Annotated in this window: 13 protein-coding genes; 11 read left to right on the top strand and 2 right to left on the bottom strand. The window is 62.6% G+C overall.

The genetic code is table 11. The annotated features are described in order from the left end of the window. Positions 1-29 precede the first annotated feature (29 nt). Together accA and tilS are read left to right on the top strand one after the other, a co-directional pair. Positions 30-983 carry an acetyl-CoA carboxylase carboxyl transferase subunit alpha gene (accA, locus tag M1D97_RS12985; RefSeq protein WP_456270224.1) on the top strand — a complete coding sequence of 318 codons (954 nt, stop codon included), beginning with the start codon at positions 30-32 and terminating at the stop codon, positions 981-983. Positions 984-1,098: 115 nt separating this feature from the next. Then, on the top strand, positions 1,099-2,409 hold the full coding sequence (gene tilS, locus M1D97_RS12980) for a tRNA lysidine(34) synthetase TilS (RefSeq protein ID WP_456268148.1): 1,311 nt from the start codon (positions 1,099-1,101) through the stop codon (positions 2,407-2,409). Here tilS and M1D97_RS12975 read toward each other — a convergent pair. Then, positions 2,389-3,903, bottom strand: a complete 1,515-nt coding sequence (locus M1D97_RS12975; RefSeq protein WP_456268147.1) for a Ppx/GppA phosphatase family protein — start codon at positions 3,901-3,903, stop codon at positions 2,389-2,391. The genes tilS and M1D97_RS12975 overlap by 21 nt on opposite strands. A 170-nt stretch (positions 3,904-4,073) precedes the next feature. Between M1D97_RS12975 and M1D97_RS12970 the strand changes: the two genes are divergently transcribed. The 9 genes from M1D97_RS12970 (at position 4,074) to M1D97_RS12930 (ending at position 13,200) form a co-directional block, all read left to right on the top strand. Then, the gene (locus M1D97_RS12970) at positions 4,074-4,397 is read left to right on the top strand and encodes a thioredoxin family protein (protein ID WP_456268146.1); all 324 of its coding nucleotides are present in this window, start codon (positions 4,074-4,076) and stop codon (positions 4,395-4,397) included. Between the two features lie 417 nt (positions 4,398-4,814). After that, on the top strand, positions 4,815-6,074 hold the full coding sequence (gene rho / locus M1D97_RS12965) for a transcription termination factor Rho (protein WP_456268145.1): 1,260 nt from the start codon (positions 4,815-4,817) through the stop codon (positions 6,072-6,074). 96 nt (positions 6,075-6,170) lie between these two features. Beyond that, entirely contained in the window at positions 6,171-7,640 is a 1,470-nt protein-coding gene (ubiD, locus tag M1D97_RS12960) for a 4-hydroxy-3-polyprenylbenzoate decarboxylase (protein ID WP_456268144.1), read from the top strand. A 67-nt stretch (positions 7,641-7,707) separates the two neighbouring features. Next, the gene (locus M1D97_RS12955) at positions 7,708-8,451 is read left to right on the top strand and encodes an FAD-binding oxidoreductase (protein ID WP_456268143.1); all 744 of its coding nucleotides are present in this window, start codon (positions 7,708-7,710) and stop codon (positions 8,449-8,451) included. After that, the gene (gene folM, locus M1D97_RS12950) at positions 8,448-9,161 is read left to right on the top strand and encodes a dihydromonapterin reductase (RefSeq protein ID WP_456268142.1); all 714 of its coding nucleotides are present in this window, start codon (positions 8,448-8,450) and stop codon (positions 9,159-9,161) included. The genes M1D97_RS12955 and folM overlap by 4 nt, the downstream gene beginning before the upstream one ends. An 84-nt stretch (positions 9,162-9,245) precedes the next feature. Beyond that, the gene (locus tag M1D97_RS12945) at positions 9,246-9,371 is read left to right on the top strand and encodes a hypothetical protein (protein WP_456268141.1); all 126 of its coding nucleotides are present in this window, start codon (positions 9,246-9,248) and stop codon (positions 9,369-9,371) included. 340 nt (positions 9,372-9,711) lie between these two features. Next, positions 9,712-9,837, top strand: coding sequence for a hypothetical protein (locus M1D97_RS12940; protein ID WP_456268140.1), 126 nt, complete (start codon positions 9,712-9,714; stop codon positions 9,835-9,837). A gap of 16 nt (positions 9,838-9,853) precedes the next feature. Beyond that, entirely contained in the window at positions 9,854-10,945 is a 1,092-nt protein-coding gene (locus M1D97_RS12935) for a 3-deoxy-7-phosphoheptulonate synthase (RefSeq protein ID WP_456268139.1), read from the top strand. Between the two features lie 113 nt (positions 10,946-11,058). Then, positions 11,059-13,200 carry a PhoX family protein gene (locus M1D97_RS12930; RefSeq protein ID WP_456268138.1) on the top strand — a complete coding sequence of 714 codons (2,142 nt, stop codon included), beginning with the start codon at positions 11,059-11,061 and terminating at the stop codon, positions 13,198-13,200. Positions 13,201-13,325: 125 nt separating this feature from the next. On the opposite strand, the gene ppk1 is transcribed toward M1D97_RS12930, so the two are convergent. Continuing rightward, positions 13,326-15,518 (bottom strand): polyphosphate kinase 1, encoded by a 2,193-nt coding sequence (gene ppk1 / locus M1D97_RS12925; RefSeq protein WP_456268137.1) that lies wholly within the window; start codon positions 15,516-15,518, stop codon positions 13,326-13,328. Positions 15,519-15,589: the final 71 nt, after the last annotated feature.

The raw sequence follows: 15,589 nt of genomic DNA, 5'->3' as shown, positions 1-15,589 counted from the left end.
GTTGATGAAAGAGCTTTGTGACGACCCCTATGAATCCGAATTATCTCGACTTTGAACAGCCGATTGCCGAACTGCAGGCCAAGATCGAAGAACTGCGGCTGGTGGGCAACGACAGCAAGATCAACATCAGTGACGAGATCGCCAAGCTTGAGGACAAGAGCCGCAAGCTGACCGAGCAGATCTTTCGCGATCTGACCTCGTGGCAGGTGTCCCAGCTGTCCCGTCACCCCCAGCGCCCCTATACGCTGGACTATCTTGACGAAATCTTTACCGAATTCGACGAGCTCCACGGCGATCGGAGCTTCGCCGATGATGCCGCCCTGGTTGGCGGCGTGGCGCGTCTGGATGATCGCCCGGTCATGGTCATCGGGCATCAGAAGGGTCGCACGGTCAAGGACAAGGTACGCCGCAACTTCGGCATGCCGCGTCCGGAAGGCTATCGCAAGGCCTGTCGCCTGATGGAGATGGCCGAGCGGTTTCGCATGCCGATTCTGACCTTTATCGACACCCCGGGGGCCTATCCGGGGATCGATGCCGAGGAGCGCGGCCAGAGCGAGGCCATCGCCCGCAATCTGGCGGTCATGTCGCGGCTGAAAACGCCCATCATCTCGACCGTGATCGGCGAGGGCGGCTCCGGTGGCGCCCTGGCGATCGGCGTGTGTGATTCGCTCGCCATGCTGCAGTTTTCCACCTATTCGGTCATCTCGCCGGAAGGGTGCGCCTCGATACTGTGGAAGAGCTCCGATCGGGCCTCGGATGCCGCTCAGGCCATGGGCATCACGGCCACCCGGCTCAAGGAGCTCGGGTTCGTGGATGAGCTGATCGAGGAGCCGCTGGGCGGCGCGCACCGTCACGTGTCCGACATGGGACGGCGTCTCAGGACCTCCCTGCTGCATCAGCTGGATGTACTACAGGCCATGGATACCCAGTCGCTGCTGGAGCGTCGCTACGAGCGCCTGATGAGCTACGGCGCGCTCGACTGAGCCACGCAGCGGCAGACAGCCGGTCACGCAAGACGGGAAGGCACTGCCTTCCCGTTTTTGATGGTGACCCGGTCACATCTGCCGGCAATACCCGATTATCATGGAGTGCCCGGCCATGACGCCAACGCTCGAGGCTCGTATCGATCAGGCCATGGCGGCGCTGCATGCGCGCGCGCCGGCATCCACGCTTTGGGTCGCGCTGTCGGGCGGTCGTGACAGCAGCTGCCTTGTGCTGTTGGCCGCGCGGGCGATTCGACACTATCCCGATCTGACCCTGCGCGCCGTTCATGTTCATCACGGGCTGCAGCCGGCGGCCGATACCTTCGCGGCGACGGCGCAGCGTGCCTGCGAGCAGCTGGATGTTGCCCTGCATGTCGAGCGGGTTACGCCCGGGCGGCATGACGGCCTTGAAGCCGGGGCACGTCGGGCCCGCTACGGCGTGTTCGAGGCGCTGCTGGCGCCCGGTGACACCCTGTGGATGGCGCATCACCGCGCGGATCAGGCCGAAACGCTGCTGTATCGCCTGACGCGGGGCAGCGGCGTACGCGGGCTGGCCGGCATGCCGGCACGCCGGGCGCTGGGGGCGGGCTGGCTGGAACGGCCGCTGCTGGCGGCCGCGCGCGAAGAGATCGATGCCTGTCTGGCCGGTACCTCCCTTGCCTGGTGTGACGACCCCACCAACGAGGATGATCAGCAGGACCGCAACTATCTGCGCCACCGTGTCATGACGCCCCTGACCGAGCGCTGGCCGGCCGCCGTCGAGCAGATGGCGCGCAGCGCCGACTATCTGCGCGAGGCGGATGAGCTGTTGCAGGCGCTGGCGGCGATCGATCTGGCCGCGCTGGGCGATGCGCCCGAGCGCCTGCCGCGCGCACCGCTGTGTGCACTGAGCCGACCAAGACAGCGGCTGGTCATCCATACGGCGCTGGCGCTTCTGGCGCTGACCCCGCCGCCGCGCGGGCGGCTGGAGACCCTGCTGGATCAGCTCGCCGATGCCGGTGTCGATCGTCAGGTGCAGATTGACTGGCCCGGCGGCCGGGCGCGTCTCTGGCGTGAAACGCTGTTTCTGCTGGCGCCGGACGATACCGTGGTACCGGCGCCGGACCGGGCGCTTGACTGGGACGGGGTCACGCCGATCGATACGCCGCTGGGCACGCTTGCGGATCGGCTGGGGCCGCAGGCGGGCGGTGGGGTGGCGCTGAGACTGGCGCCCCGCGCCGGCGGCGAGACGCTGCGGTTGAACGGGCAGCAGCGCCCGCTCAAAAAGCTATTGCAGGAGCATGCCATCCCGCCGTGGCAGCGCGACCGGATCATGGTCGTGTGGCACGGCGATACGCCGGTGGGCGTGCTGGGGCCGCTGCGGCTGGCAGCCGATGGCTGGAGGCTGACAGGGCGTCATGACGACTCAGGGGGCGTTGATCGCTAGCGCCAGCCCTGCCCGCTGCTGCCACTGCTGCTCCAGCGCCAGGTCCTGACGCAGCAGATCGGGTATCGTCTGCGGGAAGCCCAGCGTCAGGCTGTCGTCGGCGGCGTGCAGCGCCGGCTGCCAGTCATTGGACACATCGCGCGCGCGACAGAGCACCACGGCCAGGCGCAACAGACGCGCCAGCCAGACCAGCGTATCCGAGGGCAGCGTCGCCCGGTGTTCCGGCGGCGGTTCGGGGAACTGGCGGCGGTGCGCCTGTACCAGCCAGGCCAGGGTGAGCTGGTCGGGCAGCGAAAAGCCCGGCATGTCACTGTTGGCCAGCAGATAGCTGCCGTGCTGATGGTAGCGGTTATGGGCAATGCCCAGGCCGATCTCATGCATCATGGCCGCCTGCTCCAGCAGCTGCCGGGCCTCGTCGTCCAGCGCCCGGGCGGTGGCAATGTGATCGAACAGCGCCAGAGCGGTGGTGGCGACGTAATCGGCATGCGCGGTATCGACCTGATACTGGCGCTGCATGTCGCCCAGGGTGGTGTAGCGCACGTCGTTTCGGGTATCGCGTGACAGCAGATCCAGCAGTACCCCGTCACGCAGGGCGCCGCTGGTATGCTGCATCCGCGTCAGATCCAGCGCCTGAAAGATGGCGTTCAGGATGGCCACGCCGGCCGGAAAGACCCGGGCGCGGTTGCTCTTGAGCCCCGCCATGCTGACATGGTCCAGATGGCCCAGCTCGATCAGTTTATGACGCAGCTCGACCAGGCCTTCGCGCGTGATCTCGCCCTTTTTGAGGCTCGGATGGATCGCTCTGATCGTGGCAGCCGCAGCCTTGATGGTGCCGGAGGAGCCGATGGCCCGCTGCCAGCCCAGACGGCGGTAGTGCGTGGTGATGTTGGCCAGTTCCAGCAGGGCGGCCTGCTCGGCTGCCTGCATGGTCGCCTCATTAATCTCGCCGCTGTCGAAAAAGCGGCGCGTGTAGGCCACACAGCCCATTTCCAGGCTTTCCAGCGCCAAGGAGCGAGTGCCGACACCGACGATCAGCTCGGTTGAACCGCCACCGATATCGGTCACCAGGCAGTTGGCGGTATCGTCCTGCCAGGCGGTCGAGGCGCCCTGATAGATCAGTCGGGCTTCTTCACGCCCCGAGATGGTCTCGATGCGCTGACCGAGACACTGCTCGGCGCGAATCACGAAGTCGAGGCTGTTGGCCGCCGAGCGCAGGGCGTTGGTCCCCACGACCCGCAGCCGGTCGACCCGGTGTTCATCGATGAGGGTGCCGAACGCCTCCAGGCATTCGAGTGCCCGCTTCATGACGGTATCGTCAAGCCGGCCCTGGTCATCGAGTCCGGCGGCCAGCTGGACCTTCCGGCTGCACTTTTCAAGTTCGGTAAAGTGGCCGTTGTCGGCATCGACGATTAAAAGGTGGAAGCTGTTGGACCCCAGATCCACGGCGGCCAGGCGCAGGGGAACGGAAGAAGGTAGTGTCTGAGAATGCGTCATGAGCCTGTATCCATGGCGTTGCTGCCCTTTCGGGCCTCGCGCATCAGGCCCATCCGGTCAGGTATCGGTTCGCCAAAGAGTGGTGCGGGGCTGATATCATGTCAATGGCTCGAGCGGGCAGGCGGATCTGACAGGCAGGTGGTGACACCACATCGAAGGGGGAAGGGGACATGAACAGTATCATCGGGCTGGACGACAGCCGTTTCGACCAGGAGGTCGCCGATCGGCACGAGCCGGCACTGGTGGTGCTGACCGCCGACTGGTGTCGTCCCTGTCGTACGCTGATGCCGGTGCTTGAGGAGGTGGCCGGGCATTACGCCGACCGGGTCAGGGTCTATCATGTCGACATCAACGCTTCGCCGGCACTGGCAGTGCGCCTTGGCGCCCGCGGCGTGCCGACGCTGTGCCTGTTCATTGACGGCACGCTCGAGACCACGCGCGTTGGGGCACTTTCCCGCGAACAGTTGCAGCAACTGCTTGATGAGCATCTTTAAATGCTGCTTTGGTCGATAATGCCCCAATGAGGCGGTTTTTGATGCGACAAAAGGGCTTGCGTCAGTGATCAGCGTTGTCTAACATCGGTGCGTTCGCCTGATTTCAGCTGTATTCCAGCCGCCGAGCGGGCCATCAGGGTCATACCGCTTTTCTCCCAGTCTGCCACGCCATTTCTCAAGCAGACGAACGGATCCTGAAGCTTTCGGTGCTGAACTCGGGGTTTACCGTCATATTACTTCTTTCCTTCGAACGAGGCGCTTTTCGGGTTTATCTCCACTGCCGGGGTTTCAATAACCATCAGGCGTCGAGACCCCGCGGGCTCTGATGACAATTCAGGCGGTATTCAGGATACCGTTCCCTGTCCCGGCCGCATCTCTTACAGCCATGCTGATTAAAGCGATTTCCGAATCAAGCCGATGAATCTAACCGAACTCAAGCAAAAGACTGTTCCCGAGCTATTGGAAGTTGCCCAGGAAATGGGCATCGACAACCTGGCTCGTTCGCGCAAGCAGGACATCATTTTCGCCATCCTCAAAAAGCACGCCAAAAGCGGTGAGGACATTTATGGCGATGGCGTACTCGAAATCCTTCAGGATGGCTTTGGATTCCTGCGCAGTGCCGACTCCTCCTATCTGGCCGGCCCCGATGACATCTATGTCTCGCCCTCGCAGATTCGCCGCTTCAATCTTCGCAAGGGCGATTCGATCGCCGGCAAGATTCGGCCGCCCAAGGAAGGCGAGCGCTATTTCGCGCTTTTGAAGGTCAATCAGATTAACTTTGATCGACCCGAAAACGCCAAGCACAAGATCCTGTTTGAAAACCTGACGCCGCTGTTTCCCCAGGAGCGTCTGGTCATGGAGATCGGCAACGGCGCCACCGAGGACATTACCTCGCGCGTCATTGACCTGACCTCCCCGATCGGCAAGGGCCAGCGCGGCCTGATCGTCTCGCCGCCCAAGGCGGGCAAGACGATGATGCTGCAAAACATCGCCAACTCGATCACCCGCAACAATCCCGAATGTCATCTGATCGTGCTGCTTATCGATGAGCGTCCGGAGGAGGTGACCGAGATGTCGCGTACCGTGCGCGGCGAAGTCGTGGCTTCCACCTTTGATGAGCCGCCGGCGCGACACGTCCAGGTTGCCGAGATGGTGATCGAGAAGGCCAAGCGCCTGGTCGAGCACAAAAAGGACGTGGTGATCCTGCTGGACTCCATTACCCGACTGGCGCGCGCCTACAACACCGTGGTGCCGTCGTCCGGCAAGGTGCTGACCGGCGGTGTGGATGCCCACGCCCTTGAAAAGCCCAAGCGCTTTTTCGGTGCCGCGCGTAACATCGAAGAGGGCGGCAGCCTGACCATTCTGGCCACGGCGCTGGTGGATACCGGCTCCAAGATGGACGAAGTCATCTTCGAGGAGTTCAAGGGGACCGGCAACATGGAAGCGCATCTGGACCGCAAGCTGGCCGAGAAGCGCGTCTATCCGGCGCTCAACATCCGCCGCTCCGGCACGCGTCGTGAAGACCTGATCGCCTCCGAGGATGAAATGCAGCGCATGTGGATCCTGCGCAAGCTGCTCAATCCGATGGAAGACGTGGCGGCCACCGAGTTTCTGATCGACCGGCTGAAGGATACCAAGACCAATCTGGAATTCTTCGAGGCCATGAAACGTCGCTAACACGCTTTCTGGATTTGAGAGGCGCCTCTCGGGGCGCCTGCATGAAAGGGGCAGCATGCTATGCTGCCCCTTTGCTTTATTACGGGAAGGACCGGCATGAAGTATCGCGATCTGCGGGAGTTTATCCAGGAGCTCGAGAAGATGGGGGAGCTCAAGCGCGTGACGGCGGAAGTGGACCCCCATCTGGAAATGACCGAGATATGTGATCGCGTGCTGCGCGATGAAGGGCCGGCCCTGCTGTTCGAGAACGTGCGCGGCAGCCGCATGCCGGTGCTGGCCAACCTGTTTGGCACACCGCGCCGGGTGGCGCTGGGCATGGGCCAGGACAGTGTGGGCGCCCTGCGTGAGGTGGGGGAGCTGCTCTCCTTTCTGAAGGAGCCCGAGCCGCCGAAGGGGTTTCGCGATGCCTGGCAGAAGGTGCCCATCTTCAAGCAGGTCATGAGCATGGGGCCCCGATATGTCAAAAAGGCTGCCTGTCAGGAGGTTGTGCTGGAAGGCGACGATGTCGATCTCGATGCCATTCCCATTCAGCACTGCTGGCCGGGCGATGCCGCGCCGCTGGTCACCTGGCCGCTGGTCATTACGAAGGGGCCGCACAAGGAGCGCCAGAACCTGGGCATCTATCGCCAGCAGAAGCTGTCGAAAAACCGCCTGATCATGCGCTGGCTCTCCCATCGCGGCGGCGCGCTGGATTTTCGTGACTGGCAGCAGGCGCACCCGGGTGAGCCCTTCCCCGTGGCAGTGGCGCTGGGCGCCGATCCGGCCACCATTCTGGGGGCGGTCACCCCGGTGCCCGATACGCTGTCCGAGTATGCCTTCGCCGGGCTCCTGCGCGGTTCAAAAACCGAGCTGGTCAAGTGTCACCACGCTGATCTCAGCGTACCGGCCAGTGCCGAAATCGTGCTGGAAGGTCATATCTATCCTGACGACATGGCGCAGGAAGGTCCCTTCGGTGATCACACCGGCTACTACAATGAAGTCGATACCTTCCCGGTCTTTACCGTCGAGCGCATGACCCATCGGCGCGATCCCATCTATCATTCCACCTATACCGGGCGTCCGCCGGATGAACCGGCCGTACTGGGCGTGGCCCTCAATGAGGTCTTTGTGCCCATTCTGCGCCGCCAGTTTCCCGAGATCGTGGACTTCTATCTGCCGCCCGAGGGGTGCTCCTATCGTCTGGCCGTCGTGTCGATGAAAAAGCAGTATCAGGGGCATGCCAAGCGGGTGATGATGGGGGTCTGGAGCTTTCTGCGCCAGTTCATGTACACCAAGTTCGTGATCGTGGTGGATGATGACGTCAATACGCGCGACTGGAAGGACGTGATCTGGGCCATCACGACGCGCATGGACCCCTCCCGCGATACGGTCATGGTGGACAATACGCCGATCGACTATCTCGATTTTGCCTCGCCGGTCAGCGGGCTGGGCTCCAAGATGGGGCTGGATGCGACCACCAAGTGGCCGGGCGAGACCCAGCGCGAGTGGGGCACGCCCATCGTGATGAGCGATGAGATCAAGGCGCGGGTGGACGAGCGCTGGGACAGCTACGGCATCAATACCTGAGCGATCGAGGGCTCGGGAGTTACTGACACAATGCACTGCTGCATTTCTATCGATTGAAGGAAGCACCATGTCTGCCAGGACGTTGACCTGCAGGGTCGAGACCATGGAAACGCTATCGGCCGATGTCTATCGCCTTTTTCTGCGTGGCGACCCGCAACGGATCCTGTTTGCCCCGGGGCAGTATCTGACGCTTTCGGTACAGGGCCATCATCTGCCGTTTTCGATTGCCAATGCGCCCAACGGTGATGGCATTCTGGAGCTGCACATCCAGTATATGGCGGGAAGCGAGAATTCCCGGGCCCTGTTCGAGATGCTTCATGTCGGTGCCGATATCGAGGTATCGCTGGGCGGCGGCGAGTCCGTGCTGGAACTCGATGACCCGCGGCCGCTGCTGTTGATCGCCGCCGGTACCGGCTTTGCCCAGATGAAGTCCATCATCGAGGCTTCGCTGGCGCTGCATCCCGAACGTCCCATCCATCTCTGGTGGGCGGCGCGCTCGCGCAGCGAGCTCTACATGGAGTCGCAGGCACGCCTCTGGGCCGACCAGCATGACCACTTCAGCTTTACGCCGGTCATCGAGCTGCCGGGAGAAGAGGATTTCGACGGCGTGGTCGAGCGCATCGACAACGCCCTGCACGATCGCGTTCAGCGCGCCGACGAGGCGAGCATCTTCATTGCCGGTTCGCCCGGCATGGTCTATGCCGTGGTGGACACGCTGGCCCGGATCGAGCCGATGGCCAAACGCCTCTTTTCCGATGTCTTCAGCTATGCGCCCCGAACGCAGGGACAGGGGCAGGGCGACGGATCATGAGTCAGGCGCCCATACTGATCACCGGCGGCGGTCAGCGACTGGGCCGCTACTGTGCCGAACGGCTTCATGATGATGGCCATCCGGTCATCATCACCTATCGGCGGGAGCGGCCGGCCATCGAGGCGCTGCGCGCCCGGGGCATCACGGCGCTGTATGCCGATTTCTCCAGCGAGGCGGCCATTCTGGCGTTCATTGACCGGCTGAAGGCACGGACCGGCGCGCTCCGGGCCATTATCCACAACGCCTCGCACTGGCAGCAGGATGACGATGGCGCCTCGTGCGGCGAGGATTTCGCCCTGATGTTTCAGGTCCACATGCAGGCGCCGTATCTCATCAATCTGCACGCTCATGAGCTGCTGACGGCCTGCCCCGAGCCGATGCGCGATATCATCCATATCACGGACTACAGCGCCTCTCATGGCTCCAGAAAACACATGGCCTATGCGGCCACCAAGGCCGGTCTCGAGAATCTGACCCTGTCGATGGCCGGGCGCTTCGCCCCCGACATCAAGGTCAATGCCATTGCGCCGGCCGGCATCATGCTCAATGCCGACGATGGCGATGACTATCTGGTGCATCTCAACAGTCGATCGGCGCTGCCGGCCGTTCCGGGCCCGCGGGTGATCTGGCAGAGCGTGCGCTATCTCCTCGATAGTGCTTTCGTCACAGGGGCCATATTGCCGGTTGACGGCGGGCGTCATGTGAAGTGAACTGATGGCGGCGACCGCGTCGCCGGGCAACAACCACGATATCCGGGTACCGTACTGTGCCAACAACCGTAACAGGTGACCATCATGACATCGGCGTCGACGCTACTGAAGGATCGGGCATTGCTGGTCGGCATTGTGGCAGGTGTGGTGGCGATATCGCTGGCGGCGGCCCTGCCGGCACTGTTTATTCTGAGGGAGTTTCTCATCTGAGCCGGCCGTGCTAACCTCGAATGATCGATCACGGGGGCGCTGACCCTCGAAGCAGTGAACCAGCGGATTCAATCAGGATAACCCGGCATGACGCATCTTCCGGTCAATGACACGACGACACCGCTGGCGCGAAAGGCGCCGGCGGTGTCGTCGCGTGCGTTGAACGAGGTCGGTTATCCAGTGGGCTATTGGTTTAGAGACAGGCACGCCTGATCTGTCAGGGCGTGCCGGTGTCTACCGTGCTGCCCACCCATGAAACCCCCGGTCGGCAGCATGCCACCGGGGGTTTTTTATGTTTCATGCAACCGGCAGATGATCCGGCAGCCATCAGGAGAGCAACATGACCATGACCTACCGCTACCCGATTCTTGACTGGCGATTCAGCCACACGCTGGCGGCGTACCGAGCGCTGGCCGCCGGTGTGCTGACACAGGGCGCTCCCCACGCCCCCTTGTTACGCTGTTAAAGGATCGAAAGACGCCATGAACGCCTCACTCAATACCGCCGAACTCTCCCCGGTCTCTACCGTCGAATCCGACCATGTCGGCGGCCCGGGCGTCGCCCAGCCCCTGCCCACGCCGGGCGCGCTCAAGGACGCCATTGCACTCGAGCCTGCACGGGAAGCGCAGATCGCCGGGCATCGTCAGGCCATCCGGGACATTCTCGACGGGCGGGATTCGCGCCTGCTGGTCGTAATGGGACCCTGCTCCATTCATGACCGCGACAGCGCGCTGGACTATGCCCGGCGGCTGAAGCAGCTTGCCGACGAAGTGGCCGACAGCATGCTGCTGGTCATGCGGGTCTATGTCGAAAAGCCGCGTACGACGGTGGGCTGGAAGGGGCTGGTGTATGATCCGCATCTTGATGGCAGCGACAACATGGCCGAAGGGCTTGCCAGTACGCGCCGGCTGATGCGCGACATCACCGAACTGGGCATGCCGATCGCCTGCGAACTGCTGCAGCCCATGCTGAGCGCCTACATGGATGATCTCATCAGCTGGGCAGCGGTCGGGGCGCGTACCACCGAGTCACAGATCCACCGTGAAATGGTCAGTGCGCTGCCCATGCCCACGGGCTTCAAGAACGGCACCGATGGCGGCATTCAGGTCGCCATCGACGCCATGGGTGCCAGCCGCCACGGCCACCGCTACCCGGGCTTCGACGACAACGGCTGCCCGGCGCTGTTGCACTCCAGCGGCAACCCCCATACCCATCTCGTACTGCGTGGCGGCCATCACGGCCCCAACTTTGACGCGCAAAGCGTGGAAAACGCGAGCGAGGCCCTGAGAAAGGCCGGCGTGTCGAGTGCCATCATGGTGGACTGCTCTCATGCCAACAGCAGCAAGGACCCTGCCCGACAGCCGCTGGTGCTCGACGAGGTCATTCGCCAGCGTCTGGCGGGGGCGTCATCACTGGTCGGCGTGATGCTGGAAAGTCATCTGGAAGCGGGCAAACAGGCCCTGGGCGGGTCGCTGCGTTACGGCGTCTCCGTGACCGATGGCTGCCTGGGCTGGACGGACAGCGAACACCATCTGCGTCTGGCGGCGCAGCGTCTGGCCGCACAGCCTATCTGAATCGTTCAGGACCGGGACGGCGCCGTAGCCGCCCCGGATCCTGAAAATGTCAAACACCTGTCATGATATCGTCGTAATCTCGGCCATCGATCAAGCCCTCGAGAGACGATGACATGAGCCAGGAAATTGAAAATCATGACAACCACAACGATAGCGGTAATCGTCCTTTCTCATCCGTGCTGACGCGCTACCTGTCGCGTCGTCGCATGTTGCAGGGCAGTCTGGGGCTGGCCGCCGCCACCTTGTTGACCGATTTCGGCCTGAGCGCTGCCATTCGCCGGGCCGGTGCCGAGACGGAACGTCGGCTCACCCTGGGGTTTGAATCGCTGCCCGGCAGCATGACGGATGCCATCGTGGTCCCTGAGGGATATACCGCTCAGGTCCTGGCCCCATGGGGAACACCGCTGGATAGTGGCGCTGCCGGCTGGCAACCGGACATGCGCGTCACACCGGCCTTTCAGGCACGTGCCATGGGGATGCATCACGATGGCATGTACCACTTCCCGCTGGACACAAGACACGCCTCGCGTGATTTCCTGCTGGCCATCAATCACGAATATATCGATCAGAAAGCCCTCTGGGCGCCCCGGAATGGCCCGACCAACAATGATGAAGGCGCTCGTCCGGCTGACGAGGTGCGTACCGAGATCAATGCCCATGGCGTGGCGGTTGTCCGTCTGCGGCGCGATGATCAGGGGCACTGGACAGTTGTTGCCGGTGATGCCCGCAACCGTCGTATTACGTCGGCGACACCCATGGCGCTTGCCGGCCCCGTTCGTGGCACCTCATGGGTAGTCACTGCCTGGTCCCCCGAAGGGACGCACGTTCGCGGTACCAATAACAATTGCGCCTGTGGCCATACCCCCTGGGGCACCTACCTGACCTGTGAAGAAAACTGGCCCGAGGTATTTATCAACCGGGGTGAGCTGACGCCCGATCAGGCCCGTCTGGGCATCAACGGTGAGCGGGGCCGCTACGGCTGGGAAAGTGCCGACGCCGGCGAGCAGGGCGAGTTCAGCCGTTTCGACAATACCCCGCAAGGTGACAATCCCGCGCAGGATTACCGCAACGAGGCCCGTGGCTTTGGCTACATCGTGGAAGTTGATCCCTACGATGCTGACAGTGTCGTTTACAAGCGCACGGCGCTGGGGCGTTTTCGTCACGAGGGGTGTTGGCCCGGTCGTGTGGTCGAAGGTATGCCGCTGACCTTCTATACCGGCCACGACAGCCGCAACGAATACATCTACAAGTTCGTGACGACAAAACGCTGGCAGCAAAGCGATGCCAACCGCCCGGGCGAAGTCTATGACCGCCAGGCGATAGGCGCCAGCTATCTGGATGACGGCACGCTGTATGTGGCCCGGTTTGATGCCGATGGAACAGGGGAGTGGCTGCCGCTGACCGTGGACGCCATCATCCCCCGCGGGGAGCACAAGGGGCGTCGGCTGGGGGAGCTTTTCGAGGATCAGGCCGGCATTATCATCAATACCTGCGACGCGGCCGACATGATGGGCGCCACGCCCATGGATCGCCCCGAATGGGGGACGGTCGATCCGCATTCGGGCATGGTGTACATGACGCTGACCAACAACTCGAAACGCACTGACGCAGAAAGTGAACCAGGCGTCACCGGTCATGGCGATCACGTTGCCGCCATGGGCAGCGGCTATGCCACTGCGCCGGTCGATGCCGCCAATCCGCGCCCGGATAATACCTATGGGCATATCATTCGCTGGCAGGAGAACAGTGACGACCCGACCCGCATGCGCTGGGAGCCTTTCGTCTTTGGCGGTAGCGCCAGTGATGCCGACAGCAATCTTTCAGGACTGACCGATGTTAACGCTTTTGCCAGCCCCGATGGCCTCTGGTTTGACGAGCGTGACAACGGCGAGGGCATTCTCTGGATCGAAACAGACAACGGTCTGGACAAGGGGCGTGACAATGCAGTGGCCGAAATCACCAACGATCAGGTGCTGGCCGTCGTGCCGGGGGCGATGGGAGGTGATGACTACCCTGCCATCAATGTCCGGAACCAGGCACAGCTCAAGCGTTTCGCCATCGGCCCCGATGAGGCCGAAGTCACCGGCATCTTTGCCACACCTGATCGGACGGCGCTGTTTATCAATATTCAGCATCCGGCCAACTGGCCGGCGACCAATACCGATGATGCCACGCAGGTAGCGTCAGGGCAGGTGCGTCCGCGTTCATCGACGGTGGTGATCCAGAAACGCGACGGCGGCATGATTGGTGTCTGACACCATGGCATCGGCCGCGACGATGGCATGCTGAAAGGAAAACAAAAAGTCCGGACACATCAGGTGCCCGGACTTTTTCATGGGTCTTTCAGTCAGTGCAGTCGCGAGCAATCCATCTATCCGATTCAGGGCTGTACGGCGTAGGCGTACAGAAGAGTCTCCTGCGCGCTGATGGCGGCTTCATTGTTGCCCGGACAACGCTTCTCATAGTGGCCGTCCGACTGCAGCGTCCAGCTCTGGCAGTTGTCCAGCATGTAGGTATCCAGATCCTTCCTGACCCGTTGGGCGATCTTCTTGTCCAGCAGGGGAAAGCAGGTTTCCACACGCTGAAACATGTTGCGCTCCATGAAGTCGGCGCTGGAGCACCAGACCTCGGGTTTGCCGGCGTTGTGAAAATGAAAGACCCGGGTATGTTCCAGAAAGCGGCCCACCACCGAACGCACCGTAATGTTGTCGGAGACCCCGGGGATGCCCGGGCGCAGGCAGCAGGTGCCCCGGATGATCAGCTGACAGATAACGCCGGCCTGGGAGGCGCGATACAGCGCCTGAATCAATTTGGGTTCCGTCAGGGAGTTGCACTTGATGGTCAGCGTGGCCTTGTGTCCCTTGCGGGCGTGGCCTGCTTCCCGGTCGATCAGCTCGACCAGGCGCTTGTGCAGCGTGAAGGGCGCATGCAGCAAATGTTCGGTGTGGCGCGGTTCGCCCATGCCGGAGAGCTGCTGAAAGACATGATGGACGTCCTCACACAGGGTTTCGCGGGCCGTCAGCAGGCTGTAGTCGGTATAGAGCTTCGCCGTCTTTGAGTGATAGTTGCCGGTGCCCATGTGGGCGTAGTGGCGAATGCGTCCGGCCTCGCGGCGCACGATATGCAGCATCTTGGCATGGGTCTTGTAGGCCATGACGCCGTAGATCACGTTGGCCCCGGCCTCCTGAAGCCGGGAGGCAAGTGCGATATTGTCGGCCTCGTCAAAGCGGGCGCGCAGCTCGATCACCACGGTGACTTCCTTGCCGCTGCGCGCGGCATCGACCAGCGCGCTGACCACGCCGGAGTCCGCGCCGGTACGATAGAGCGTCTGCTTGATGGCCAGTACGGCGGGGTCGTGGGCGGCCTCGGACAGCCAGTTCTCGATCACGCCAAACGACTCCCAGGGGTGCAGCAGCAGGATGTCCTGGCGCCCCACCAGATTGAAAAGGCTCTCGTCCTTGCGCAGTGCCTTTGGTACCCCCGGCGCGAACGGCGTGTAGCGCAGGTCAAACCGCTCGCTGTCACCGATCATGGCCATCAGCCGGCTCAGGTTGACCGGACCATCCACCAGATAGAGATCTTCATGCTCGAGCTTGAACTGTCGGAGCAGAAAGTCGCTCAGGTGCGTCGGGCAGTTGTTGGCCATCTCGAGACGTACGCCGTCCCCGTAGCGCCTGGCCAGCAGCTCGCTCTTGAGTGCCGTGGCCAGGTCCGACACATCCTCGGTGTCCACCGACAGGTCGGCGTTACGGGTCAGGCGAAACTGATAGCAGCCGCGCATGGTCATGCCGGGAAACAGTTGTTCGGCGTGGGCATGAATCATCGAGGAGAGAAAGACATACTCCTGGCAGCCCTCGCGTTCCAGCTCCCGGGGCAGCCTGATCAGGCGGGGCAGGGAGCGGGGCGCCGGGATGATGGCCATGCCGCCTTCGCGGCCGAAGGCATCGCGTCCTTCCAGCTCGACGATGAAGTTGAGGCTCTTGTTGACCAGTCGCGGAAAGGGATGTGACGGGTCCAGCCCGATCGGACTGATCACGGGCATGATCTCGTCATCGAAGTAGGCGCTGACCCACTCTCGCTGCGCCTTGTTCCAGACATGGCGGCGCAGAAAGTGAATGCCCTGGTCGGCGAGCGCCGGAATCAGTTGGGTATTGAGAATGTGATACTGACGCTCGACCTGCTCATGGGCGGTCGTGGCCAGCTGATGGAAGATGCTGGACGTCGAGTGGCCATCGATACCGGTTTCTTCATTGCCGTAGGCGATGCGGCGCTTGAGGCCGGCGACGCGAATCTCGAAAAACTCATCCAGGTTGGACGAGAAGATCAGCAGAAACATCAGCCGCTCCAACAGCGGATGCGTCTCGTCCAGCGCCTGCTCCAGCACGCGAATGTGAAAGCGCAGCGTCGAGAGCTCACGGTTGAAATAGAGCCCGGCGTCATCGAGGCTGCGCTCGGCATTGGCGGCGGCCCGGGCGCGAATGCCGGCATGGGTATGGTTGATTCTCAGTGCCGGGGTAGCGTCATTGTCGGCCGGGGTGTTGGCCTCGGTAGCGTTGGAAGGTGTTTCTGACATCGAGATCTCTCCGGCAAATGGCGTGCGACACTCCGCAAGGGCCGCATGCCCGAGTTTGAGAAACTCTCATG

The organism is Kushneria sp. AK178 (assembly GCF_053903105.1).
This window is presented reverse-complemented; position numbering and strand designations above follow the sequence as displayed.

Bases quoted from the DNA above. Each gene is read 5' to 3' on its own strand.
- M1D97_RS12975 (WP_456268147.1), bottom strand. From the start codon at position 3,903: ATGACGCATTCTCAGACACTACCTTCTTCCGTTCCCCTGCGCCTGGCC.
- ppk1 (WP_456268137.1), bottom strand. From the start codon at position 15,518: ATGTCAGAAACACCTTCCAACGCTACCGAGGCCAACACCCCGGCCGAC.
- rho (WP_456268145.1), top strand. From the start codon at position 4,815: ATGAATCTAACCGAACTCAAGCAAAAGACTGTTCCCGAGCTATTGGAA.
- M1D97_RS12970 (WP_456268146.1), top strand. From the start codon at position 4,074: ATGAACAGTATCATCGGGCTGGACGACAGCCGTTTCGACCAGGAGGTC.
- M1D97_RS12945 (WP_456268141.1), top strand. From the start codon at position 9,246: ATGACATCGGCGTCGACGCTACTGAAGGATCGGGCATTGCTGGTCGGC.
- M1D97_RS12935 (WP_456268139.1), top strand. From the start codon at position 9,854: ATGAACGCCTCACTCAATACCGCCGAACTCTCCCCGGTCTCTACCGTC.
- accA (WP_456270224.1), top strand. From the start codon at position 30: ATGAATCCGAATTATCTCGACTTTGAACAGCCGATTGCCGAACTGCAG.
- M1D97_RS12940 (WP_456268140.1), top strand. From the start codon at position 9,712: ATGACCATGACCTACCGCTACCCGATTCTTGACTGGCGATTCAGCCAC.
- folM (WP_456268142.1), top strand. From the start codon at position 8,448: ATGAGTCAGGCGCCCATACTGATCACCGGCGGCGGTCAGCGACTGGGC.
- M1D97_RS12930 (WP_456268138.1), top strand. From the start codon at position 11,059: ATGAGCCAGGAAATTGAAAATCATGACAACCACAACGATAGCGGTAAT.
- tilS (WP_456268148.1), top strand. From the start codon at position 1,099: ATGACGCCAACGCTCGAGGCTCGTATCGATCAGGCCATGGCGGCGCTG.
- M1D97_RS12955 (WP_456268143.1), top strand. From the start codon at position 7,708: ATGTCTGCCAGGACGTTGACCTGCAGGGTCGAGACCATGGAAACGCTA.
- ubiD (WP_456268144.1), top strand. From the start codon at position 6,171: ATGAAGTATCGCGATCTGCGGGAGTTTATCCAGGAGCTCGAGAAGATG.